At 67.6% G+C, this 24,024-nt stretch carries 17 protein-coding genes and 4 pseudogenes; 7 read left to right on the top strand and 14 right to left on the bottom strand.

The annotated features are described in order from the left end of the window. Positions 1 to 208: 208 nt before the first annotated feature. The 5 genes from V7E46_RS09875 to V7E46_RS09855 form a co-directional block, all read right to left on the bottom strand. On the bottom strand, positions 209 to 1,246 hold the full coding sequence (locus V7E46_RS09875) for a hypothetical protein (RefSeq protein ID WP_333768061.1): 1,038 nt from the start codon (positions 1,244 to 1,246) through the stop codon (positions 209 to 211). Continuing rightward, positions 1,246 to 2,091, bottom strand: a complete 846-nt coding sequence (locus V7E46_RS09870) for a hypothetical protein (RefSeq protein WP_333768060.1) — start codon at positions 2,089 to 2,091, stop codon at positions 1,246 to 1,248. The genes V7E46_RS09875 and V7E46_RS09870 overlap by 1 nt, the downstream gene beginning before the upstream one ends. 375 nt (positions 2,092 to 2,466) lie before the next feature. Further along, a complete protein-coding gene (locus V7E46_RS09865) occupies positions 2,467 to 3,183 on the bottom strand; it encodes an SDR family NAD(P)-dependent oxidoreductase (protein ID WP_333768059.1) in 717 nt (238 codons plus the stop codon). A 4-nt stretch (positions 3,184 to 3,187) separates the two neighbouring features. Next, complete coding sequence (locus V7E46_RS09860; RefSeq protein WP_333768058.1) at positions 3,188 to 4,747, bottom strand: helix-turn-helix domain-containing protein; 1,560 nt, start codon at positions 4,745 to 4,747, stop codon at positions 3,188 to 3,190. Further along, positions 4,744 to 5,205, bottom strand: a complete 462-nt coding sequence (locus tag V7E46_RS09855; protein WP_333768057.1) for an ATP-binding protein — start codon at positions 5,203 to 5,205, stop codon at positions 4,744 to 4,746. The genes V7E46_RS09860 and V7E46_RS09855 overlap by 4 nt, the downstream gene beginning before the upstream one ends. A gap of 215 nt (positions 5,206 to 5,420) precedes the next feature. Between V7E46_RS09855 and V7E46_RS09850 the strand changes: the two genes are divergently transcribed. Together V7E46_RS09850 and V7E46_RS09845 are read left to right on the top strand one after the other, a co-directional pair. Beyond that, entirely contained in the window at positions 5,421 to 6,293 is an 873-nt protein-coding gene (locus V7E46_RS09850) for a helix-turn-helix domain-containing protein (RefSeq protein ID WP_333768056.1), read from the top strand. Then, on the top strand, positions 6,290 to 6,526 hold the full coding sequence (locus tag V7E46_RS09845; RefSeq protein WP_443054102.1) for a DUF397 domain-containing protein: 237 nt from the start codon (positions 6,290 to 6,292) through the stop codon (positions 6,524 to 6,526). The genes V7E46_RS09850 and V7E46_RS09845 overlap by 4 nt, the downstream gene beginning before the upstream one ends. A 31-nt stretch (positions 6,527 to 6,557) precedes the next feature. Here the strand turns inward: V7E46_RS09845 and V7E46_RS09840 are convergent, their stop codons facing one another. Together V7E46_RS09840 and V7E46_RS09835 are read right to left on the bottom strand one after the other, a co-directional pair. Continuing rightward, positions 6,558 to 7,271: an SDR family oxidoreductase gene (locus V7E46_RS09840; RefSeq protein WP_333768055.1), complete on the bottom strand. Its 714-nt coding sequence runs from the start codon at positions 7,269 to 7,271 to the stop codon at positions 6,558 to 6,560. After that, the gene (locus tag V7E46_RS09835) at positions 7,268 to 8,719 is read right to left on the bottom strand and encodes a hypothetical protein (RefSeq protein ID WP_333768054.1); all 1,452 of its coding nucleotides are present in this window, start codon (positions 8,717 to 8,719) and stop codon (positions 7,268 to 7,270) included. The genes V7E46_RS09840 and V7E46_RS09835 overlap by 4 nt, the downstream gene beginning before the upstream one ends. 201 nt (positions 8,720 to 8,920) lie before the next feature. Between V7E46_RS09835 and V7E46_RS09830 the strand changes: the two genes are divergently transcribed. Genes V7E46_RS09830 through V7E46_RS09815 form a run of 4 tightly spaced genes read left to right on the top strand, consistent with a single transcriptional unit; the run spans position 8,921 to position 12,283 of the window. Beyond that, complete coding sequence (locus V7E46_RS09830) at positions 8,921 to 9,277, top strand: hypothetical protein (RefSeq protein WP_333768053.1); 357 nt, start codon at positions 8,921 to 8,923, stop codon at positions 9,275 to 9,277. A gap of 5 nt (positions 9,278 to 9,282) precedes the next feature. Next, entirely contained in the window at positions 9,283 to 10,584 is a 1,302-nt protein-coding gene (locus tag V7E46_RS09825) for a radical SAM protein (protein WP_333768052.1), read from the top strand. Then, positions 10,581 to 11,504 carry a radical SAM protein gene (locus V7E46_RS09820; protein WP_333768051.1) on the top strand — a complete coding sequence of 308 codons (924 nt, stop codon included), beginning with the start codon at positions 10,581 to 10,583 and terminating at the stop codon, positions 11,502 to 11,504. Before V7E46_RS09825 ends, V7E46_RS09820 begins: the two co-directional genes overlap by 4 nt. Continuing rightward, a complete protein-coding gene (locus V7E46_RS09815; RefSeq protein WP_333768050.1) occupies positions 11,501 to 12,283 on the top strand; it encodes a hypothetical protein in 783 nt (260 codons plus the stop codon). Before V7E46_RS09820 ends, V7E46_RS09815 begins: the two co-directional genes overlap by 4 nt. A 154-nt stretch (positions 12,284 to 12,437) precedes the next feature. On the opposite strand, the gene aspS is transcribed toward V7E46_RS09815, so the two are convergent. Together aspS and V7E46_RS09805 are read right to left on the bottom strand one after the other, a co-directional pair. After that, complete coding sequence (gene aspS / locus V7E46_RS09810) at positions 12,438 to 13,760, bottom strand: aspartate--tRNA(Asn) ligase (RefSeq protein ID WP_333768049.1); 1,323 nt, start codon at positions 13,758 to 13,760, stop codon at positions 12,438 to 12,440. Between the two features lie 552 nt (positions 13,761 to 14,312). Next, positions 14,313 to 15,101 (bottom strand): annotated as a pseudogene (locus V7E46_RS09805) (IS5 family transposase). A gap of 330 nt (positions 15,102 to 15,431) precedes the next feature. Here V7E46_RS09805 and V7E46_RS09800 point away from each other — a divergent pair. After that, entirely contained in the window at positions 15,432 to 16,397 is a 966-nt protein-coding gene (locus tag V7E46_RS09800) for a hypothetical protein (protein ID WP_333768048.1), read from the top strand. Between the two features lie 147 nt (positions 16,398 to 16,544). Here the strand turns inward: V7E46_RS09800 and V7E46_RS09795 are convergent. The 5 genes and pseudogenes from V7E46_RS09795 to V7E46_RS09775 form a co-directional block, all read right to left on the bottom strand. After that, positions 16,545 to 17,290: pseudogene (locus V7E46_RS09795) on the bottom strand (IS5 family transposase). A gap of 181 nt (positions 17,291 to 17,471) precedes the next feature. After that, positions 17,472 to 17,603: pseudogene (locus V7E46_RS09790) on the bottom strand (HAD hydrolase-like protein); the annotation flags it as partial. Between the two features lie 91 nt (positions 17,604 to 17,694). Then, positions 17,695 to 18,595: pseudogene (locus V7E46_RS09785) on the bottom strand (IS5 family transposase); the annotation flags it as partial. 375 nt (positions 18,596 to 18,970) lie between these two features. Further along, positions 18,971 to 21,280 carry a UvrD-helicase domain-containing protein gene (locus tag V7E46_RS09780; protein ID WP_333768047.1) on the bottom strand — a complete coding sequence of 770 codons (2,310 nt, stop codon included), beginning with the start codon at positions 21,278 to 21,280 and terminating at the stop codon, positions 18,971 to 18,973. Then, positions 21,277 to 24,003: a DUF1998 domain-containing protein gene (locus V7E46_RS09775; protein ID WP_333768046.1), complete on the bottom strand. Its 2,727-nt coding sequence runs from the start codon at positions 24,001 to 24,003 to the stop codon at positions 21,277 to 21,279. The genes V7E46_RS09780 and V7E46_RS09775 overlap by 4 nt, the downstream gene beginning before the upstream one ends. Positions 24,004 to 24,024 lie beyond the last annotated feature (21 nt).

Genomic DNA, 24,024 nt, shown 5'->3' with positions numbered 1-24,024 from the left:
AAACACCCCAACTGGGGCTACCTGACCCCGCACGAGACCCGACAGCGGCACACCATCGCCGCATAAGAACGAGTGTCCGAGATCACGGGGAAACTTCACATCGTCCAGTGCCGATTCGACGGCATGACGTTCCGCATGCGACATAGCGCAACCTTCCAAGGAAAAGGGACAGGACAAAGTCGGCGGCCCGATGCGTCGCCGATGGCGTTCAGCTGGGTGAGGTGTGCGGGCTTGCCCGCGTAGGCCTGGTCGCCGCCAGGCATTGCCGGCGGGCCTTGAGGAACTCCTCAACACCGGACTGCGGGTCGCCGGGATCGGTGGCGACCAGGCCCCATGGCTGGACCGTCGCGTACCGGCCTATGGCGTCGAAGACCTCGGCCGCCTCGGTGTAGCGGTAGCCGGCCCACAGCGCGTGGGCCAGGTGGTTCAGATCCAGCGGCGAGCGCTCAGCCGGTACCGAGCTCGCGAACCACCCGACCAGCGCCCGCTGGACGTCATTGATCAGCGGCTCGCGGGTCCACTGCGCCCGGCCGATTGCGTCGTACCGGCCGCGCTGCCGCTTGTCGCGGTAATGCTGGGCGTAGGCGTACAGGGGAAGCGCCAGCAGGGACGAGGCAGACTCCAACGGCACCCACGTCCCCACCCAGTGCGCGAAGTTCAGCGCATGAGCCGGCCCGCCAGACTGCGCCGTCAACAGGAACTGCATGGTCCGGTGGTGCGCCTCGCGGTTGTAGGGATCCCGCCGCTGCACCTCCGCCAGCAGCCGCCACGGACCCGGCGGCAGCATCTCCTCCGGCGCGGGCATCCGGTGCTCCGGCGCCAACTGCCCCGGGTCCACCTGCGCCAACCCCAACAGACACACCCACGGCACCGGATCCTCCGGAACCGCCTTGGCCGCTGCCCACACAGCCGACCGCGCCTCGGCCGCCAACCCTGCGGCGTTTTCCCTCCCGGACCGGTGGGCACGCAGCACCCGTTCTGTGCCCACCCGAGCCCGCATCATCAGCGCGTCAGCGCCGCCCGGGTTGTCCAGGAGCCACTCCCGCACCACGTGCGACCGGGCCGCCACGGCTCCAAGGACCTGCGATCGCGACGTCCGCAACTCCCAGCGGGTGCCGGTCTTTGCGAGCAGGTCCCGCATGGCGACCCACCGACCGACACGCAGATCTTCCAGGGCCGCCCGTAACTCGCTGTCAAGCCCAGCGGGGTGGGGGGCAGGGCGGTAGGTGTCGTCGTTGCCGGCCATCAACGCACACCACGCACGGGCGAAGTCGTGACCGGGAGTTCGTGGTCCGAGCGACCCGGCCCGACTTCGCCCGGTGCACCAAGGAGGGCATCTCGTCCTGCGCTCGGATCGGCGGGACGTCGAAGCTCGGTGGTGCAGGCACTGCCGGAGTGCACGCAGTCCTCGTGACCAAGGCCGTGGAGGACCCCGGTGACGACAGCCGCGAGCAGTAGATGGAGGTCCCGGCCTGGGACGGGTACTCGGACTTCCAACCGCGTGTCGTCCCCGCACCCGAGAGGACTGACCGTTGCTAGTGCCGCGACGCGCTTCCGCAGGGTGGGTTCGGCGTCTCCAGGGAGGTACATCTCGGCCAGATCCGGCAGTACCTCACGCAAGCCGGTGATCGCGAGCCCGGCGGTTACGGACGGTTCTCCGCCGACGAGCGACAGCCGCAGCCGCATCGCGCCTGCGGGAACGGCTGCGCCGGGGTCGGCATGGAACGGGAACCAGCGCGGGTCGCTGCCGAGTGCGGCAAAGGCCCGGCCGCATAGACGATGCTGTTCGCAGGCCGTCATCGGCTCACGAGCGGACAGGGCCGTCTCGATCCGCCAGGGGTGTGAGCCGCTCCTCACGGAGCCCACCGGCAGCCCGATCTCGTCGAGCGTGCCGATGACGCAGACGAGGAGGTCCACCAGCGGGTCAGAAGAGTCGCCCGCGCCGGCCCTCCCGGTTGTTCCGGGCAGCCGGATCTCCTGAGGCAACAGCCACTCGGTCTCGATGGCGACCTGCATGCCGACCCCGACAGCCGCCATGCGGTCGAGTTGCCGGCGCAGTGCCTGTCGAGGGGAGTGCCCGGTCTCCTTCAAGGTTCGTCCGTCGGCCCGAGCCGGCGTCGAGGGATCTGGGGCAGTGGGAGCGGCGGAGGGGAGAGGCGAAGGACCTTGGCGCTGAGAGTTCACGGCGACCTGCCCGAGGGACCAGAAGCGAACCGGCAACCGGTCGGAGAGCGCCTTGCCCGAGAGGAGTCGGGGGCTGCCCCGGCCGATCCGCAAGCGCCCATGCGTACGCGCTGAGCCGGAGTGGACGGTGGACGCCGCGCCGACGATACGGGGCTCGTCGGCGCGGCAGTCACAGACCATCACTGCATCCGTGCGACGCCAAGGTCGAAGCTGTCGGCTTCGTGTGTGCACCGGGGTGCAGATGCGCTCAAAGCGTTCGGCAGGGCGTCGGAGGTCCCCTGTCTACCAGGGGAGGTGCTCTCGCCCCTGGAAGAACTCCCCCGTCGGGCCGTCGTCCGGAAGCTCGCTCAGCCACAGGAGGTCCTCTGCCGCCTGCTCCGGTGTCTGCTTCGCCGAGCCGTAGCTGAGGCGTGTCGTGACCGTCCCGGGAGACACGGCGTTGACCAGGATGTTCTCGTCTGCGGTCTCAGCGGCGAAGACGCGGGTCAGCGCGTTGAGAGCGGCTTTCGACACCCGGTAGGCCGGGCTGCCCGCCGACTCCATCAGGGCAAGACTTCCCATCCGGCTGCTGACGTTGGTGATCCGTCCATAGCCGCCCTCCCGCATGAGGGGGACGGCCTCCATGCAGCACTGCCAGGGGCCGACGAGGTTGGCGTCCAAGGTGGACCGGATCTTGCCGACGTCGTGGGCGGAAGGCCGGCGGTTGCGGTCGATGGCGACGCCGGCGTTGTTGACCAGGACGTCCAGGCGGCCGAGATCGCGCCCCACGTCGGCGAAGAGCCGGAAGACGCTGATGGGGTCTGTGACGTCCAGTTCCCCGGCCTCTACGAGCAGGCCCTCGCCCCGGAGCGGCCCGGCAGCGGCCTCCGCGTCCGGGAGTCTGCGGGCGGTCAGGACGACGTGGAGGCCCCGCCGCGCCAGGCCGGTGGCGATGGCATGGCCCAGGCCACGGTTGGCCCCGGTGACGACGGCGACGCGCTGTGCGGTGGGAGTGGTCACGCCTTCATGCGATCAGATCGCGCGTCCGTTCGTCCAGGTCCCGCACCGCGGGTAAATCTTCGTACGGGCGCAGGAGGGTACGTACTGACGCCAGGCGCGCCCGGTTGCGCGTCGAGCTCTCGGCTGCGACCGCCGGTGCCGTCTCCCCCAGCAGCGCACAGGCGTGCTCCACTTCTCCCAGCGCCAGGGCTGATTCGGCCTGCCAGAGCCGGTACGTGGTCAGGTCCCGGGCACGGGACCGCGGCTGGTCACGTACCGCCGATTCCAACAGCCGGGTGCTCGCGTCGTGCCGGCCGAGGACCAGGTGGCATGCGGCGGTCTGCGCCGTCAGTTCGGCCGGGCCGAAGTAGTTGACGTACGCGGGATGGTCGTCACGGCCGAGCGCCTGGCCCAGGAGGTCTTCCGCCTGGCCGAGCAGCGCGTCGCACTGCGGGCCGTCGTGCAGTACGGCGTGGATTCTCGCCTGGCGTACCGCGAGCATGGCCTGCACCCGTGACGGGGCGCTGCGGGTTGCCTGGCGGGCGGCGTCGGCAAGGACGAGGGCGTCGTGGGCGCGCTCGGACTCGATCATCAGCAGAGCCGTGCACTTGATGATGTTCGCGCCGAGAGCGCGGTCCTCGGCGGCATGCGCAGCACGCAGGCCGGTGACGAAGTAGCGCTCCGCGGATGCCTTCATGCCGATGTCGAAGCTGGCCCACCCCGCGATGCGTGCGAGTTCGCCGGCCACCTGGAACAGTCGCCGCTCAGCCGAGCCGCGCAGCACTCCCTGCTTCAGAACCTCGGTGACGGTTCGGAGTTCGGCGTCGATCACGGACCGTGCGGCGCCACCGCCGTGGAGGTCGTCCAAAGAGCGAAGGGTCGGGAGGCGCAGTTCCAGGGATGCGACGAGGTCCTCGGCCGTGCCGTCGCGGGTCGCTGCAGCGGCCCCAGGGACGTGTTCGGCCCCAGGCCAGTTCGCCGCCAGTACCGCAGCGCTCTCGGCACCAAGGGTCAGGAATGTTCGCCGGTCCACCAGCGCCTCGCCTACGGTCGAGTCGAGGGCGGCCACCGCGGCCGGGGTGGTCCACGGCGTATCCACGTCGACGCCCTCCCTGCCAGGTAACCACGTGGGCCACGGCTGCGAGAAGAGGCGGTCCACGGGTACGCCCAGCTCGACGGCCAAGGCGCGTTGGGTGGTCTCGTCCGGTACGACGCCCCTGTTCTCCCAACGCCAGACCTTGCCGCGCTCGCGGGGACCGCCGATACGGGCGGCGATGCGGCGAGCCAGCTCCTCCTGAGACCACCCGCGCTCGGTGCGCACCACCGCTAGTGGGTGTGAGAGGGCTCGGCGGGCCGACGTGTCGACGGGGATGTCCTTCATGCGCTCTCGCTCGGCCAGTTCGGCTCTCGCGCGCCGGAGCAGGACGAGTTCGGGGAGAACCTTGCCCGTTTCGATCTCGGACAGCCGCGGAGCGGAGATGCCGATCGCGGAGGCGAGTTCCGACTGCCGTAATCCGAGCGCCCGGCGCTTCTGTCGGATCTGGCGCCCGACGGTAGATTCGTAGGCGGGAACGGACCTGGTCACCGGTCGGCCAGGCCGATCCGGGCCCATACACGGCGGCAGCCGTCCGGCCCCGGAAGGGTCGGCGCAACTCCCCAGTCGGAGCTGAGTGCTTCGACCAGCAGCAGCCCGCGGCCGTGTTCGTCGTCGGATCGCGTGTCTGGCGGAGGCGCAGCGGTGTGTGCTCCCTCTCGCACTACGTGCTCACGGATCTCGATGTGCAGGTCCGCGGCGCCGGCCTCGATCCGACAGCTGACCACATCGCCATAGCCGTGCAGGACGACATTGCTGACCAACTCGCTGAACACCAGCTCTGCTTCCTGGAGCGCGTCCGCTGGGACATGCCAGGCCTCGAATTGCACCCGTGCCCAGTGCCTGACGTCCGGCAAGGTGGTCGGTGCCCGGCGCAGCACACAGACCTCGACCTGCCGTCCGGCGCCCTGCGGGGCCGCAGCCTGCCGGTGAGCGAGACCCGTCATCATCGATCGCCTCTAAGCGTCCGACGCTGGACAACTCGCGCGACAGAAGGGGCCTTTGAAGTGAGCGACATGAAGTGGGTCACCTGACCACTATGTGCGCCACACAATCGGTCCGCAAGAGTCGTTCTGAATTTTTCCGAACGCAGCGTATCGACCTGGGCGAGTAGTCAACTCCGTGGCAGACTCGACCACATGAGGGTTCAGCAGCAGGTCACGTCATGAGCGGCGCCCGCTCTGTCGCACCGCCTCCGGCACCCACCGTGCTGCGCATGGTCCTCGGCAACCGGTTGGCTGCACTCCGGCAGGCTGCCGGTGCGTCGTACGAGCAGGCAGCCGCCGAGATCGGAGCCTCCGCACTCACCGTGCGCCGCCTGGAGAACGGCGATGTCGGGTTGAAGCCCGCCTACGTGAAGCTCCTTCTTGCGGCATACGGCGTCCCTCCGGACGAGACCGCGGAGTTCCTCCACTTGGTCACCGAGGCCAGGAAACCAGGCTGGTGGCACCGCTACCGCGATGCCCTCCCCAGCTGGTTCAGCGCCTTCGTCAGCCTGGAGAACAGTGCGGAGGAAATCAGGATCTACGAGCCGCAGTTCGTCAGCGGCCTCCTCCAGGTCGACGCCTACGCTCGTGCCGTTCTCAACGTCAGCGTGCCGCCGGCTTCCCCCGACGAAGTAGAGCGGCGGCTTGCGCTGCGCATGGCCCGCCAAGAGCTCCTGCACCGGCCGAGTGCACCCACCGTCAGGACGATCATGGACGAGGCGGTCTTCCGCCGCCCGGCCGCAGGCCCCGAGATCATGCTGGCCCAGATCGACCACCTGCTCGAAGTCGCCACCTCCGACCGGATCGCCCTGCAGTACCTCCCCTTTGCCGCCGGTCCGCACGCCGCCCCCGGCCCCATCCACTTCTTCCGGTTCGCGCAGCCGGAACTGCCGGACATCGCCTACGCCGAAAGCCTCACGAGCGCCGTCTACCTCGACGAGGACGAAGACGTCGTCGCGCACCTGCAGGTCCTCGACAGGCTGTCCGAGATGGCCGAGTCGGAAGCACAGACCAGGGTCTTCCTGGAAGCGATACGCAAGGAGTACCGGTGACCCTCATCTACAACGGCATGCCCGCGCTGGAGCTGGGCGAGGACGGTTGGCACAAGGACTGGAGCGGCCCGAACGGCGGCGCCTGCGTCGAGATCAAAACGCTGCCGGACGGCGGTGTCGCCGTACGCCAGTCGACGGCCCCCAGCGGCCCGGCGCTAATCTTCAACCGCCAGGAGTGGGCGGCATTCGTGTCCGGGGTCAAGGGCGGCCAGGCCGACTTCTCGCTGGACTGAAACGCGGGGCGGCCACGATGGGGCCTTTGAACTACCAGGGCAGCGGCGCACGCTCGTGGAACAGGCCACCGGTTGGCCCGTCGTCCGGGAGGGTGGCCAGCCAGACTGGTGTGTCGGCGCCGTCCGCGGCTGAGCGGTCGGTTTCTCCGTAGGCCATCCTCGTGTCCATGCGGCCTGGCGACACGGCGTTGACCAGGATGCCGCTTCCTTCGAGTTCTGCGGCGAGAATGCCGGTCAGGGCGTTGAGGGCCGCCTTGGAGACCCGATAGGCCACGTTGCCCGCACCCATGTTGCTCAGCGAGCCGAGATGGCTGGTGATGTTGACGATGCGGCCGTAGCCGTTCTTGCGCATCTCGGGGACGGCAGCGGCGCTGAGTCGCCAGGCGCCGATGAGGTTGGCGTCGAGCGTCACTCGGACCTTTTCGAAGTCCGGCCCGGCGGCGGGCTGGCCTCGATCGATCGCCACGGCCGCGTTGTTCACCAGGACGTCGAGTCGTCCTGCGCTGTTCGCGACGTCTGCTACTGCACGGGCGACGCTTGCCGGGTCGGTGACGTCGAGTTGATGAGAGCGGACGTCGTGGCCCTCTTTGGACAGAGCTTCCACCGCGTCCCGTCCAGAGAGTTCGTCCCTGGTGCCGATGACGACGTGAAGCCCATGCTCGGTGAGGCGGCGGGCGATGGCGAGGCCGAGGCCTCGGTTGCCGCCGGATATCAGCGCGACTCGGCGCGGCGTGCGATCGGTCATGCGACCAGTGTGGCGAGGCCGGTATCGAGTTGCACGGCCCGGGGGTCGGATCTCTCGAACGGAAGGCGGTCTCGGACGGCCTTCGCGCGCACGATGTTCCGCTGGGAGGGGGCTTCGTGGATGAGTTCGACAGCCGACAGTAGGAGGCTGATCGCGTGTTCGGCCTCCCCCAAGGCAAGCTGGGTGGACGACAGGCGGATGACGTACGTCGCGCGGTCACGGGCCTTTGCCTCGGGCATCAGGGCCAGTGCACCGGCGAAGGAGCGTCCGGCGTCGGCCTGCCGGCCCAGATCGATGTGGCAGGTTCCGACCTGGGCGTGGAATTCGGCTTCGTCGAAGTAGGCGGTCCATCCCGGTTCGCCGTCGGTGCCGGCTGATCTGGCGTAGGCACGCTCTGCTGCAGCGAGGACGTGGTCGCAGGCCGCCCGGTTTCCGCACGCGGCCTCCGCCCGCGCCTGCCGGAGCAGAAGCATCGCCTGCGCCCTCGCAGTGACCGGCCCGGCCCCGTCCACAGCCGTGCGGGCCAGGTCGAGTGACGCGCGGAACATGCCGTGGTCGTAGCACTGCAGGCTCATGGACTTAAGGATGTTCGCTGCGACCGCTGGGTCGTCGGCGCAGTGGGCGGCTCGCAGGCCCGTCGTCCAGTACCTCTGTGCGGCTGAGTGCAGTCCCGCGTCGAATGAGGCGAAGCCCGCGATCCGGCCCAGTTCAGCGGCCAGACGGTAGAGGCGTCGGCCGGATGCCGCGGAGTACGAGGAGCGGTCCAGGATCCTGGTGACGATGCCGAGTTCGGCGTCCAGCAGCTTCCGAGCCCGCTCGCCGCCGCAGGCGGCCTCCAGCTCCCTCAACCTCGGCAGACCGTCCTCCATCCGCTCGACCAGCCGGTCACCGACTCGGCCGCCGGACAACACCTCGGTGAGCGCCGGCGGTTCGACGGCCAGCCACTCCTCGGCCAGCCCGACGAGCGTCGGGCCGCTCAGTTTCATGAACGCGCGTCGATCGAGGATGGCGTGCTCCAATGTGTCGTTCAGTGCCTGGAGCGTCCCCGGCGCCGTCCACGGGAAACCTGTGCGGATGGGGTCGCCGTCCGGGAGCCATGCGGGCCAGCGCTGGCTGCGTACCTGGTCCTCGGGGACGCCCAATTCCTCGGCAATGGCGAGTTGGCTCGGCAGGTCCGGCTCGACACCCCAGTTCTCCCAGCGCCATGCCTTGTCGCGGCGAGCAGAGCCGTTCGTCCCTCGGGCAACGATGTCGACAACGTCCTGGAACGTCCACCCCTTCGCGGCACGTACGCAACTGAGCGGATGAACTAATCGCGAAGCGGCCTGGCTTCCCGCCATCGACACCCCCAAAGTCGTCTCACAGGGTAGCGAAACAAGCACCCACCGGAGCCTCTGCGGCCGGATCTCGTCGGCCAGGAAACAACACGAAAACAACAGCTGCTCCATGGCTGAGCCGCTGCACCCGGCTGTTAGCTGGTCTCTTCCGCCGGTCCCGGCGAGCTGTGCGAGACCGAGGACCCCGGCGCCGACGGATGGTGACCTTGATCGCCCGGGAGCGCCCTCATGGACAAGGCCCAGCGAATTGCCGGGACCGCACAGCAACGCCAGATCCGAGACAGACAGCGCCAACGACAGGAGACGAGTGCTATGCCGACACCTCGCCGAGCCAAGAGCGACCACCTGATCTACGCGGACGTCGTCGACTCGAAGACCAAGGCAGGGGTCTGGATGGGCGAGCGTGACGCCTTCCAGGCCAAGCAGGCCGAGATCCTCGAAGGGGTCAAGGACAAGACCGACTGGGTCCCGGTCGAAAACGCCATCATGATCGTCACCACCGAGCCCGCCGGAATCACGTTCATCGCCGCCAACCCGACTCTGCCCGGCGTCATCGTCCTCGCCGACGGTGGCTCCCCGGAGGCCTCGGCACGGCTGCAGGCCACGGGTGAGGACCTGGTCCGCAAGGTGATGACCGAGCGCGGGATCGTCGCCGAGGAAGCCGCGTAGTTCCGGTGGCCTCCTCCCAGCTCCTGTGGGGGAAGTACATCCAGTACGACCGGGACGGGCAGGCTGCTCTGCTCGACCCGGTCACGCTGGAGAGCGTGTACCTCGACCGCGGGGAGGTCACTGACCTCTCCGCGGTCCCCCCGACCGCGACGCACACAGCTCTCTCCGAGCTCGGTTTCACGCCCGACACCCCGCAGTCGGACCCGCGTGAGGCACTCCGTTCCCGCCTCAGCAACCTCGGCCTTGATGCCACACCGGTCAGGATCAGTGGCCTTCGTGTGGTGCTCACCGACCGCTGCAACATGGCATGCAGCTACTGCTTCGTCGACACGAACACCGGCAAGCCGGACATGAGCGAGGACGACCTCGTCGCAGGCCTGACGTACCTGTTCGAGAGCAACGCCGGCCGAGACGAGGTGGCCGTCCAGTGGTTCGGCGGCGAACCGACAACCCGCTTCGACCTGATGCAGTACGGCGACGACCTCGCCGACAAGCTCGCAACGGAACACGGCATAAAGCAGGTTCGGCGCACCGTCGTCACCAACGGCGCCCGCCTCACCGACGATATGGCCGAGCATTTCGCCCGCTACCGGTACGGGGTCGGCGTCTCCATCGACGGGCCGCCGTCCGTCAACTCCGCGCACCGACGGCTCCTCGGCGGGCAAGCGGCTGATGACCGCATCCGCCGCAACGTGCGCCGGCTCCTGGAAATCGACGGCATCCACGTGGGATGCAATCTCACCCCCACCCCGGCGAACATCGGCCGCCTGTCCGAGACGGTCACCTGGATCATCGAAGAACTCGGGTTGAAGTTCATCTACGCCAACACCCCCATCCCCACCGTTGGCCGCTGGATCGTCGACGGGGCCGACCTGTCGAAGGAGCTGTACCAGGCGCGACTTGTCGCCCTGGGCCGCGGCGGGATGATGTTCTCCGTCCTTGACCGCGCCTTCCAGGCACTCGACCGGCGTCGACCCATGCTGCTGGATCACATGCAGAGCGACCGCACCCTGAACGCGGCGCTGCTGCCAGGGCAGCGGGTCAGTCTGTGCGACATCAACTTCACCGAGCCTGCGTTTCTCCACACCCTTGATGAAATCCGGGCCGACGCGGGTCTCCTGGGCGGCATCGCCAAGGAGGTGGCGCCTCTGCCGGAGTGCGGCACTTGTCCGGCATTGGCGATCTGTGGTGGCCCCTCCCGCAACGAGCAGCTGCTGATCGGCGGGGAGCGGCCGGACCCGCAGATGTGCGCGTTCTACACCAGCACGGTCGAGATCGCCGTGTGGGACAGCACGGGGCTGCAGTGAACACCCACACCGTGACCACGCCGCCCGCACCACGGACCGGCCGGGGGAGGTTTCGGTCGGCGCTGATCAGCACCGCCGGCCGTTGCAAGATCGCCTGTGGTTTCTGCTTCCGCGCCGACCGAGCCCACGGCTACCTCGCTCTACCCCTCTACACCCGCAGCCTGTCCCGACTAAAGGAAGCAGGCGCCGAAGAGATCTGCCTCACTGGTGGTGAGCCGGCCCACCACCCGGAGCTGCAGCAACTCGTGCGTCTGGCCCATCAGTTCGGTATGCCGGTCTCCGTGGTCACCTCCGCCCGAGCCCCCGAGGACGTCGAACGATTGAAGGAAGTCGCGCATCTGCTGGCCAACGTCACCGTGTCCGCGGACTCGGCTGCCGCGATGAAGCTCGGTCGCACCCACCGCAGCGCCTCCACGGGGATCGCCACCCTCGACAAGCTCAGCGCCACACGGGGCAGGATCTTGCACGTCACCTACTGGCAGCTCACCGATGCCGAGTGCCGCGCCCTGCATGATCTGGTTGCCGAAGCGAAGACAGAGGTCCAATTCAGTCCGGTCATGCTCGATGAAGCCGAGCGGGCTCGCGCTGGGTGGAGCCTGACCGACTATCTCGATCAGCAGAGCCGGGACACCGCCCTGTTGGGCACCCAGTTCCGCCTCACGCCACGCTTCAACCGGCACATCCAGGACCTCCAGGCGCTGCACCGCGAACCACCTGGGAAGCGACGCTGCCAGGGGCCGTCCCTCTATGTGTCCGCGGGAGGTGAGATCCGCCGCTGCCCCTACGGCAAAGCTTCGGTGAGCGTGACCGCCTCCAGGGCGACCATCCGCGACTTCCTCAGCGCCGAGCCCCAGGAGTGGACCACCCCGTCCTGCGCGGCCATCTGCTGTGCCGAATCCCGACCTGCGAGCAGCCCATGACGAACCCCGTCACTACCCGGGACGAGTTCCTCGAACGCTGGTGCGTTCCGCCGAACTTCCCGGTCCACAGCGAACTGATCAGCTTCGACTACAGCTCCCCGCCCGCCATCGACGTTCTCGACGGGGTCCGGCAGGACGAAGACGTACGGTTCACGATCCTCGGCGACGACTGGGCTCTTCGCATGGATCGCACTGCAGCCTTCCGCACCGCCCCGATCGACGAGATCGTCACGTGGCCGTTCCGGCTGGTGCACTTCAACCTCACGCGCTTCTACACCGGCATTCTCGCCGGCTTCCAAGAACAGGTCATGATTCCCTGGCGCACCCGGATGTCCGCCTGGGGATACACGTGGCAGCGGTGTGCGCCCCTGCTCTTCCTGTCCACAGCCGGTGCCGCGTCGACCTATCACAACGACAACTCCCACGGCCTGGTGTGGCAGATCGAGGGCACCAAGACGTTCCACAGCTACTACGACCCCGACAGCGTCCTGTCCGCCGAGGCCGCCGTCGTCGGCGAGACCACGGCCGAGGATCCGCCCGAGCACGATCCGGCCGACCGGCTCTCTGTCCGTATGGAGCCGGGCGACAGGCTGTGGAGTCATGCCTTGACCTCGCACTGGGTGACCACCGAGTCCTCACTCGCGATGAGTATCACCCTGGCCCACGGCGGCCTTTGTTATCAGGGCCGCTTCTCAGACCGGGAGTTGGCGCTGCGCGCCTACTGGGACAAGCATCCCGACGAAGCGTGGATGCACGATCTGCGCAACGTCCGCTACTGACCGGCTGGCCCGGAGGGGCAAGACGCAGCAGGGCACTCGCCCAACAGGACCGAGGCCGTCGAACCGCCGTACGCGCGAAACACGTTGAGCAGACGACGTCCGGGGTGGTCAGCAAGAGTGCTGACCACCCCGGACGCATGATGCGGCAGGGACTCTACGGGGTGAGCCGGTTCGGTCCGCGGAACAGGAAGGCGGCCTCGCGGATGGAGTCGAGTCCGAGCAGGACCATCAGTACCCGACCCAGGCCCATGCCGAGGCCTCCGTGCGGCGGGCAGCCGAAGCGGAAAGCGTTCAGGTAGTCCTGCAACGGCTCGGTGCTCATGCCCTTCTCGGCGGCCTGCTTGAGCAGCACGTCGTACCGGTGCTCACGCTGGGCGCCGGTGGTGACCTCCAGGCCTCTCCAAAGCAGGTCGAAGCTCAGTGTCGAGCCCGGGTCGTTCTCGGGGCGCATGTGGTAAAAGGGGCGAATGCTTGTCGGGTAGTGAGTGATGAACACCCACTCGTGCCCTGTCTTCTCCTTGAAGTGCGCGGAGATACCGCGCTCGCCCTCCGGGTCGAGGTCCTCCTTCTCGCCGGCAGGGTCCCAGCCGCCCGCCCGCAGGATCTTCTGGGCTTCGGCCATGGTCACCCGAGGAAACGGGGTCGTGGGGACCGTGACCTCGACGCCAAAGGTCTCGCGGATCGCCTCACCGTGAATGTCGGCGACCTTGGCGATGGCGTGACTGAGCATCTGCTCCTCGAAGGCCATGACGTCCTCGACGTCATTGATCCAGGCGAGCTCCACGTCGACGCCGGTGAACTCCGTCGCATGCCTCGATGTGAACGACGGCTCGGCGCGGAAGACGGGGCCGATCTCGAAGACCTTGTCGATGCCGGCGGCAATCGCCATCTGCTTGTAGAACTGCGGACTCTGCGCCAGGAACGCGGAGCGATCGAAGTAGCCGAGCTTGAACACCTCGGCCCCGGACTCGCTCGCGGTTCCCATCAGCTTCGGGGTGTGCATCTCGGTGCAGCCCTGGCTGTAGGCGTACTCGCGCATGCCCTGCTCGAGGGTGGTCTGCACGGCGAACAGCAGCTGCGCCTGCGGACGCATCCGCACGTCGAGGAACCGCCAGTCGAGGCGGTGCTCCAGGCCGGTGTTCTCGTCGATCGGCAGGGGCGTCTCGGCGCGGTTCAGTACCTCGACCTGCTCGGGCACGAGTTCCACGCCGCCGAGGTTCACGATCGGGTTGTCGACTACGCGGCCGGTCACCCTGACTGCCGACTCGGTGGTCAAGCTCTCCAGAGCGGCTTCGATGCTGTCGCCCTCGCCGCCACGTTTGTGGGTGACCTGCACCATTCCGGTGTGGTCGCGGACGATGACGAACTGCATCTTGCGCTGCAGCCGGAGGGTGTTCACCCAGCCGCAGACGGAAACGGTCTCGCCGACGTGTTCTCGCAGGTCGGAGACCAATACGCGGGTGGTCGTGTGGATCATCTCGGCCCTCCAGGGGCGTCGTCATGATCCCTTGGGGGCGTGGGCGAGAAGGGGACTCGCGGTGCCACCACGCCTTTGCCGCCACCAGATGGCGACGGCCTCATTCATGCCCGGTCACGGGGGCCAGCCGGCGGGGCATTGGGCCGCGTTGACCGGCCGTTCCTCCCCGCGCTCGGGAGGGTCTTCACGTGGGGCGCGAGACTGCCTTCACAGCTACCAGCAGCTCTCTCTACTCGCGGATCCCGCCGCTACTTGTCTCCTTCAACGCGTTGGTACTGAGCATAGCGGGCCACGGAGGGCAGAGCGGCGAGTTTCGCAGTGAGCCACCAGACCACCATCGGCTCAGCTCGCCCGTCGGTGTCGCTGCCCCGACCGCTCCAATCACGTAATATTTCTGCTGTAATTCGAGCTCGGCCTTTTTGGCTGCACCCAACCCCGAGAGTCAGAGCTTATTGATGCGGGAGAAAATCTCGGTCCTTTTTCACGACGATTGCACCAATGAGATCAACTCGAATCCGACAGGAAGATTAGGCCTTAGAGCTCGTAACACGATCATCGGGTTGGGTTCTTCAGGCGGCGCCAGCAGATGAGTCCGCAAGCGAGTGAGACGAGGGCGTCGTGGAGGTCGAGGCGTCGTTCCCAGCGGATCGCGAGGCGCTTGAACTGGTGGAGGAGGGCGAAGGTCTGCTCGACGACGTATCGGAGTTGGCCCAGGCCGGCGATGTTGGGGCTGCCCTTGCGGGAGATCACGGGCAGGATGCGGCGGTTTTGTAGTTCGCGGCGGTTGGGGTTGCTGTCGTAGCCCTTGTCGCCGAGGAGGGCGTCGGGGCGTCTGCGGGGTCGTCCCCTGCGGCCGGCGACTGGTGGGATGCCGTCGACCAGGGCGAGGGTCTGGGTGACGTCGTTGACGTTGGCCGCGGTGGTGATGACGGTGAACGGGGTGCCGTTGCCGTCGCAGATCAGGTGGTGTTTGCTGCCGGTCTTGCCCCGGTCGACCGGCGACGGGCCCGTCGCCTCGCCCCTTTTTTCGCCTTGCCGTGGGAGGCGTCCACGCGGGCGCGCGTCCAGTCGATCTGCCCGGCCGCGTTCAACTCGGCCAGCAGTATGCGGTGCAGGGCCTCGAAGACCCCGGCTTCGTGCCACCGGCCGAGCCGCCGCCAGCAGGTCTGCCCCGAGCCAAAGCCCCTCCAACGGCAGTTGCTGCCAGGTGATCCCGGTATACAGCACGAACAGGATCCCCTCCAGACACCGCCGGTCGTCCACCGGACGCGGCCCCGGCGACCGCTGCGGCCACTTCGGCAGCAACGGCTCGACCACCGCCCACAAGCCGTCGCCCACGATGCACGGCCGAGTTCTCACACCCACGAACGGCCGAATCGCCCTACCAGTCACGCCCGACCAGGGCACCTCAACAAGATCGTGTTGAGCTCATAGCGCGACATCACCCAGCGGCGCCGAGTGAAGGACCCTGTCGATGCCACCGCGTACATTTTCGCGCGTCCGGCGTCCGGTGAGTTGTGGCTTTCGGCGCGTAAGTGTCGGTGGACTGGGACGACCCTACGGCGGGCAGCCGAGGCAGCGTTCCGTGCGCGGCATACAAAACACGCGGTCGGCCGCGAGGGAGGCGACCTCGCTGCTGTCCTGTGCATCGTTCGTGTCATTGTGGGGCGTATGAACGCTGTAGGAGACGAGGGTCAGGAAATTGATGCCTTTCCCGGCTACCTGGGCTACGTGACCGGTGGCCGGATAATCCTGGCCATGCATGCCAACTGGCCGACGTACCCGTGCCCGCCAGGAGGCGGACATGCGCTTTTTGACCTGGCACAGTTCCCCGAGGGAGTTGAGTTCGTTCCGATCAGCGACATCGATCAGTGCCTGCTTCTCGAAGCACGAGGCTACGGCGAACGCAACCCGCATGAGCAGGATCGCTACTACGTCGCGGCCTGGCATGAGGACTTGCTTGCCCTCGCCAAAGCGGGGCTCATCTCTGGCGTTCGCGCCGTGACCGAACGCGAGAAGGAAGCCGCAGAGCGTGAAGAACTCCGAAGAGAGATGTTCGAGGCCGGATGGAGAGGGGAAGGTGACCCTCTCGACAGTTTGCGTTACAGGTGGGAAGGACAGATGCTGCCAGCCAAGTTCGATCCCCTGGAGGATTACGACGGCGATGACGAAGAGTACGACTACGTTGCAGCCCGCAACTACGCCCTGGTTGCCCACGGTGACACCGTGATCGTGACAGCCGCTGGCTGGCAGCAGGCCACCGACTCCCTAGCCTCTGCTGAGATTCCGTTTCCCGAAGACTTGTCTCATGTCCCCGACCTGATACGAATGGGTCTCTATGACACCGCGATCAGGGACATTGCCGTGACGCTCGAATCGCGCCTGCGTGATGCACTCGGAGGCATGGCCTTTGGGCAACGACTCGCCGAAGAATTCATCCGCGACGTGATGAGCCGCGCTGAGCAGCCGACCTCGCTGGCGAAAATTTACCGGATGCGTCTGCGGACCTTCTTCAAATTCATCCGTAACGAATACGCACACCACCGAGTGCAGCTGTCTCGAACGCAGGCTCTAGCCATCGTCGCCCACGTCACCATGATCCTCAACGACATCCAGCTCCTGATCGAGGATCGCTGACGACCCTCACACCGAACGCGAAACGGGGTAACGGGCCGATGCCATGATGCCTGTCGCTCGACTGCGATCTTGAAGGCACGGCGCCTGGAGACCGAGGTGTCCATAGAGCTCGTGACTCGATCACGAGTTGGCCTTCTTCAGGCGCCTTCAGCAGATGAGGCTGCAGGCGAGGGAGATGAAAGCTTCGTGGAGTTCGGTACGGCGTTCCCTGCGGACGCCGAGGCGCTTGAACTGGTGGAGGCGGGCGAAGGTCCGCTCGACGACGTAGCGGAGCTTGCCCAGGCCTTTGATGTCCGGAGAATCCTTGCGGGAGATGATCGGCAGGATCCGGCGCTTGTGCAGTTCACGGCGATTGGGGTTGGAGTCGTAGCCCTTGTCACCGAGAGGGGCATCAGGGCGCCGGCGGGGCCGGCCCGGGCGGCCGGCGACGGGTGGGACGCCGTCGACCAAGGCGAGGGTCTGGGTGACGTCGTTGACGTTGGCTGCGGTGGTGATGACCTTGAGCGGGATGCCACGTCCGTCGCAGATCAGGTGAAGTTTGCTGCCCATTTTCCGCCGGTCGACCGGCGAAGGGCCGGTGTCGGCTCCCCTTTTTGGCGCGGACGTGGGAACCGTCGACGCATGCCCTGGCCCAGTCCAGCTCGCCGGCCGCGTGCAGCTTGGCGAGCATGATGCGGCGCAGTTGATCGAAGGGTCCGGCCTGCTGCCATCGCTCGAGGCGCCGCCAGCAGGTCTGTCCCGAGCCGAACCCCACTTCAAGGGGCGATGTCGTTGTGCAGCACATAGAGGATGCCCTGCAGGCACAGCCGATCCGACACGGGCCGCGGGCCCGGAGCCTTCTCGGGCCAGGGCGGCAGGAGCGGCTCGACCAGCGCCCACAGGTCATCGTCCATGATCCACGGCCGGATAGTCACACCACTTCGAACGGCCGAACCGTCACACCGGTCACGGCCTACCGGCACCGTTCACCAAGATCGTGTTATGAGCTCGTAGGACGAGTCCCGGCAGCTCGGCCAGCGAGTCGAGGCGCATTTGTCGTCAGGGCATCCGCAGCCGGGTCATCCTGCTAGTGGATCACGGCCCGCGGCGAATGAGCGCGGTCAGCAGCCCCGCCTGCACGGCCGGCCGGATGTCGTTGTCCAGCCGGTCGCTGACGTAGAGGATCTCACCGGGCTCGGCCGACGTCGCCTTGATCACGTGCTCGAGGAAGGCGACGTCCCGCTTCGATGCGCCCCAGTCGTCACTAGGGCTTGTGTGGAGTTGTGATCAGTGCTGGGATTCGAGGTGTCGGATCCAGAGGCTTTTTGTCGTAGCGGACGGCGAGGCCGCGCCAGTCTTTCATCTTGTTGATGGTGCGTTCGACGCTGTTGCGGAGCTTGTACAACTGCTTGTCCCAGGTGACGGGCCGTCCGCCACATGAGCCGCGGCTCTTGCGGTGGGCGGCCTGGTCCTTCATCTCGGGGATGACTGCTTTGATCCCACGTTCGCGCAGGTGGGAACGGTTCTGGCGGGACGAGTAGGCCTTGTCGCCGGCAACTGCGTCGGGCCGGGTGCGGGGCCGGCCGAGCGGGCCGGGGACGCGGATCTTGTTCAGGACGGGGATGAACTGCGGACTGTCCCCGGCCTGCCCCGCCGTGATCTTGAGCGAGAGGGGCAGGCATTGCGGCACACAGGACAGGTGCGTCTTGGTGGTCAGTCCACCGCGGGAACGCCCCAGGTCGGCGGCGGCGAGTCGGGCCTTGCGGCGACGCCTCACGCGTCGTCGTTCTTCCCGCTCCGGGTCCCGATGCCCGTCTTGTTCCTCGCCGGTGCCCCTTTTTCGCGGCGGCTTTCTCCAACACGTCCAGGGTCTCGGGCTCCACGATCATCCCGGCAGCATCATGACGGGCCCGGACCGTGGTCGAGTCCACGCTGACCAGCGACAAGTCCACCAGGCCCCGCTTCGCCGCCTCGGTAATCGCACCCTGGAACACCGCGGTGAACACCCCAGCATCCCGCCACTGCCGAAATCGGCCGTAAACGGTGGACCAGTGCCCGAATCGTTCGGGCAACTCCCGCCATTTCGCCCCGTTCCTGAACCGCCACACGACACCCTCGAAGTGCGCCCGCAGATTCTCCGGGTACGGCCCGTACTCATCCACCGGCAGGAACGGGGAGATGAACTCCCACTCGGCATCCGAAAGTTGAGGTCGAGACACCCCACCGTTCTACCCCAAAGGACCCCGACCCTCCCAGGCCGGGAACCCCACGAGATCACAACTCCACACAGGCCCTAGTCGCAATGAGGTTGGCGGGCAGGTCGAGCGCCCGCAGGATCCTGCTTGCACATGTAGTCCCCGGGGAGTAACGGCAGCCTCGTGCGACTCACCGATGCGGAGCCGGACGAACCGCAGCCGCCCCCCTTCCTTGAGAAGTCCACAGCCGAGCAGGTCGGCAATGGTCACCCGCCGATCGTCGAGCAGGTAGCCTGCCCGAGACCGGGGCTCTTCGGAACCAATGGGGGAATCAGTCATGTCACCCGCGTCTGGTCGCTGGAGTGGGAAGGGATGAGAAGGAGGAAGGCTGCTGGTGGCTCAGCCGGTTGACAAGAACGGGCTAGGCCTGCCGTGCCAGCTGATTTGCAGGGCGTCTCGGGCCCGGGTGGCCGCGACGAACAGCAACGAGCGGGCCTTGCGCTGTTCGCGTTGGTAGCGGGGAGGGTCCTCGGTGCGGTAGCGGTCGATGGCGCTGGTGCGGGGGATGATGCCGTCGCTGGCGCCGACGATGGCCAGGCGCTGGTATTCGAGGCCCTTGAAGCGGTGCATCGTGCCGACGTGGACTTCGCCGTCGCCTTTGGGGCCGTCCTTGGTGAGTTCGGCGCACGTGATGCCGGCCTTCGTGGCCAGGAAGTACATGGTCTGGCTGACCATCTCGCGGTCGGCGACGCACACGGCGATCCGGCCGCCGGGGTCGCGGGCGGCTCCGCTGTCGTCAGTGGACAACTCTTCGCGCCAAGCGCTCAAGACGGCGGCGAGGCCTGCGAGTTCTTCGTCCCAGGTTTCGTACTGGCTAAGGCTGGGCTTGGGTCCGTGCAGAACGGATCGGTATCCGGCGAGGGTGTCCGCGCCGTCGTCGAGGTCGTCATAGACGACCTCGACGTTCCTTCCCTTGGGCTCGACGACTCGGAGGGCCTCGGTGAGGATCTCCTTCGTGGTGCGGTAGCTGAGGGTCAGGCGGGAGGCCCGGCCGCGGATGTTGATGCCGAGGGCCCCGAGCGCAACCTGGTGGTCGTAGATGCGCTGGTGGGTGTCACCCGCGACGAACATGTCGTTGGGCTGATCGGGGTCGGCCATGGCCCGCAGCATCTTCCAGTGGGCGGGCCGGAGGTCCTGGGCCTCGTCGACGACGATGTGCTGGTAGCGGTAACCCAGGTAGCGCATGCCGGAGCTGTCGTCGCGGTGGATGAGGTCCTTGCCGCCGAGCTCGTCCTTGTACTCCTGGCGGGCCCTGATCTTCGAGGCGCGTTCGATCTCGAAGCGGGCAGCACGCTCGGCGGCCTGGCCCCAGGTCTCGACGCCCAGCTTGTCCAGGCGGGCGGTGAACTGCTCGACGAGCTTCCAGACGTGGTTGCGCTCGGGGCGGGTGAGTGCGCGGCCACGACCAGCGCGGCGGGCCTTGAAGTAGTCGGAGCGGGTGGGGACCGCCTGCCCGAGGATGACCTGTTCCCATTCTTCGAAGAGGAACTCGGATTCGAAGTGCCGGTCGTCGAGCTCCGCGAGTAGCTGGCGCATCTCGTTCAGGGCCACGTGGTCGTAGACACGCTGCTTGTTCCGCCCAGGGGCGGTGTTCTCTCCGAGGACGCGGGCGGCGAGCTGGTCGATGTGGGCGATGTCGACGCGGGCCAGGAGGTCGGGTTCGACGAGGGAGGCGAGACGCAGCCGCAGGTCCGTGGTGAGGTTCTTGGTGAACGTCGTCAGCAGGATGGGCTTGTTGCCGCCGGGGGGCAGCTGCTCGGCAAGGTGCTTGACGCGGTGCAGAGCGACGATGGTCTTGCCAGTGCCGGGGCCGCCCGAGACCCGTGCCGGGCCGTTGTAATGGCGGTGGACGATCCGCTCCTGTGTGGGATGGAGGAAGACCTTCCAGGCACGGAAGTCACCCTCTTCGATGACGGCGCGTACGGCGTCGTCGACAGTAGTCACCTTGGTACGGGCCAGGGCACTAGCGAAGTCCTCAGGGTCCGGACGTCGTTCGAGCGCGACCGGGGCCGTGATCTCCTTCCGCACCTCGTCGTAGTCCATGCCGGCGGCGAGACCGTACAGAACGTCCTTCGACAGCAGGGGTGCGCCGTCGACCAGCTGGTCGAGTTCAGCGCTGGTGGTGACGGCAAGAGCGAGCTCGACGAGCTGCTCGGCGACGCCGAGGTCGCGCAGTTGCTCGGCGTGGTAGCCGGCCAGCAGCGGCGGGGTGACCGGCTCGGGCACGGGTTCGAGCTTCGGGGCCTGCTCTTCGGCTTCCGGTTCCGCGGGTGTGAGGGTGATACCTGCCCGGCGCAGAGCGCTGTCGCCGACGACAGCGAGGTCGACGAACTCGATCTCGCCGGTGACGCGGTTGACGGCGACCTGAAGCTCTTCGTAGACATCCTTGCGGTGGCGAACCGCGATGACCAGCCAGCTCTCGGTACCGTCCGTGTCGGTACCCGTGGGGGTCAGCAGTGCCCGGTAGTCCTGGTTGACACGGGCGGAGAAGATCCGGGAGTCGCCCTTGAGCCTCTTCCTCCTCAGGCCCGGCAGGTCTGGTTTCTTCCGGAAGTTGTGGCAGAAGTCGTAGAACTGGGCCTTGACCGAGCGGTCGAGCCTGTACAGCTCCTCTTCGGCCTTGCGGTACAGGCTGAGCCGGGCGGTCATCGGAGCGTGCCTTCTTCCGTGGCGGGGAGTAGGTCGAGGAGTTCGTCGAGGTGGGCGAGCCATTCGGCGGCGGTGCGTACCGTCCAGTCGTCTGCTGTGAACGCGTCGTCGCGCCGCCGAGCTTCGTCGTCGTCCGCGCTGTCGTGCGCGGGCACCACGGCGATTTTGATGCCGTGGGTGTGCCAAGCGAAGTCGGCCTGCCATCGGCTCTGGCCGAGTTCGTATCCGAAGACCGGTGCCTGCTTGCCGAGGTCGGCCAAGGTCTCGGCGAGCCGGAGAAGGTCCGGCGACTCGTCGGCGTCGTCGCGCAGGATCTCCAGGATGTCCTCGTCCCACGCCGCGTCGCGTAGCGCCTGGGCCAGGACGGCCTCAACGACCGAGGGGCGGGCCGGATCCGGGGCGACAGGCTTGACTGCGAGGCCGGGGGCGGCTGCTGCCGCGAAGGGAACGGCGCCGGCGAGCGAGTCGAGCTCGCCGAGTCCCCCGCAGATGGCCAGGACCTCGACCTCGAAGTCGGCGGCGCTGCTGGTTGCAAGCTGCACACCGTCGCCGCCGGCCAGGGACAGGAACTGGGTGAGGTTGGTCCAGTAGAGCCAGGATCGCCAGCGTTCCTTGTGCTCGTCCGTGTCCAGTACGGCGTCGCTGTCGTCGAGGACGGTAAGGGCCGTCCACTTCAGGTCTTCGGGGTCGGCCGCGTCGAGGGCGAACACGATCGGCAGTCCGGTGTCGTCCTGGGCGCGGAAGACGTGGACCGGGCCGATGCCCGCTGCGTCCTGCACGACCGGCTCGTCACGGCGTGGAGCCGCCGAGAAGGTGGCCAGCTGGCCTCGCAGGGACGCCACGAGTTCGCTGCGGCGGCCGGTCGCCGCCACCGGGGCGGCGCCCGGCTGGGCCGTGAGCCCGGTGACGAGTGCGCGGGCCCGGCGGGTCCACTGCTCGGGGTCGGGCTCGCGCAGGTAGGCGATCAGCGTGTCGATCGGGTTGGCGAAGACAGCACCGGCGAAGTGGGCGCGCAAGCCGCCGTACTGCTCGTAGGCGGTCTTGGCTTGCTCCTGCGCTGTGGCCTTGTAGGGCGGCCAGACGGGTTTGGTGCGGGTGGGGCGCTTCTCGAAGAGGTCGATGTCCGCCCAGGTGATCTGGAAGACGGTCGCGCCGTCCGCGCGCAGGCGGGTGCGTTTGGCGGCGTCGTCCGCGATGCGGTTGTGCTCGCGGCTGGCGTGGAAGCGGAAGCCCTCAAGGTAGACCTTGACGCTCTGGGCCGGGCCGTCGACGCGGGTGAAGGTGAAGTCACTGACGGTGCCCTTGAGTTGCTGTTGTGCGGTCAGCCTCCAGTGCGTCACGCCGGTGGCGTCGGTGAAGCGGAGGTGTCCGCTGGCGTGGCCGTCCTCGTCGAGTGAGGCGTCGTCGGTGACTTTCACCCAGCTGCGCAGGGCGGCCAGGAAGCGGGCCTCCAGGTCCGATTCGACCTGGGCGTCCAGTCCGACCAGGCCGGTGTGGTCGACCTCGGTGGTCTCCCAGCCGTCCTCGCCGTCCTTGGTGAACAGCAGGGCTTCCAGCATCGTCAGCGCCGCCTGGCGGGAGACGATGTCCTGGAAGGGCTCGGGGGTGTAGCGGTGGAGGCAGCGGTGGCAGGCCCGGCGCTGTTCCTCGGCACAGGGGCATCCCTTGAGCGCCTCGTATGCCGCCGCCAGCGTGGCGCGGAAGGCGTCCGGTTTCGTGAGTCGGTCCAGGTAGCCGGTGCCTCCGGGCAGGGAGTCGAAGAGCACCAGGAACCAGCGGCGCTCGCCGCTGTCGTTGTCGGGCATGGACGCCACCGTGGTGGCCAGGTGCTGCGGGTCACCGCCGAAGTGCAGGTCCACGCCGAGTCGCAGCGCGGCACGGAAGGAATGGACTTTGGAGTCGACGTCCGCGGTGGCGGCCGGGATCAGCACCCGCAGGGCCTCGGTCTGCAGCTGGTGGGCGAGCAGTACCTGTTCCTCGCGGGCGTCGGTCTTCTTGCCCCGCCGCAGGGGGCACCACGGACGGTGGTGCTTGAGCTGCCCGGCGCGGGCGGCCAGGGAGTCCACTTCGTCGGTGTGGTGGTCGAAGACCGGCCGGCCGTCGGCACTGGCGGCGCCGCAGGCCGTGCAGACGTGGAAGGGGTTGAGCCGCACGAGGTGGCCGGCGAAGTCGTCGCGGGCCTGGGCGTCGTAGCGGACGGGCCCGACATTGATCCGCCGGATTATGGCGCGGCGGCAGTAGTCGACGCCGAACGTCTGGTGCTGGTGCCGCCAGGAGCCGGGTTCGATTTCGCCCACGGGTATGTCGACCGCGTCAACCACGGTGTACGTCCGCCGGTCCCGGTCGTCCTTGTCGTCGCGGATACGGGCGTCCTCGCGCTTGTCGCGCGAGGTGACGGTGGACGGTTCGACGACCTGGAAAAGGCAGGAGCCGTCGTCGGCGATGTGCGAGGTCTTGCAGCGCGGGCACGGAGAGCGGTCCTCGGCGGCGTTCTCGGTGCGGACGTAGCCGCATCCGGGGCACACCCGCCAGGTCCGCCATTCCTGCCGTCCGCCGGTGGAGATTTCCAGGCCGCTGATCTCGTGCTTGTAACCGTTGACGTAGAAGGTGTTGCCGGGGGCCAGCTCCTGCAAGGCCAGGCGCCGGGGCCGCTCGTAGGAGTAGGTGTCGGAGTGGAACTTCGTGGGGTCCGCTTCGTTTTCGCCGTACAGCGTCGCGGCCAAGGTGGTCGTGGTGTCGATGAG

It is taken from the genome of Streptomyces sp. IBSBF 2435, assembly GCF_036815005.1.
Classification (GTDB): domain Bacteria; phylum Actinomycetota; class Actinomycetes; order Streptomycetales; family Streptomycetaceae; genus Actinacidiphila.
Note: the sequence above shows the minus strand (reverse complement) of the source record. Positions and strands in the feature narration are given on the sequence as shown.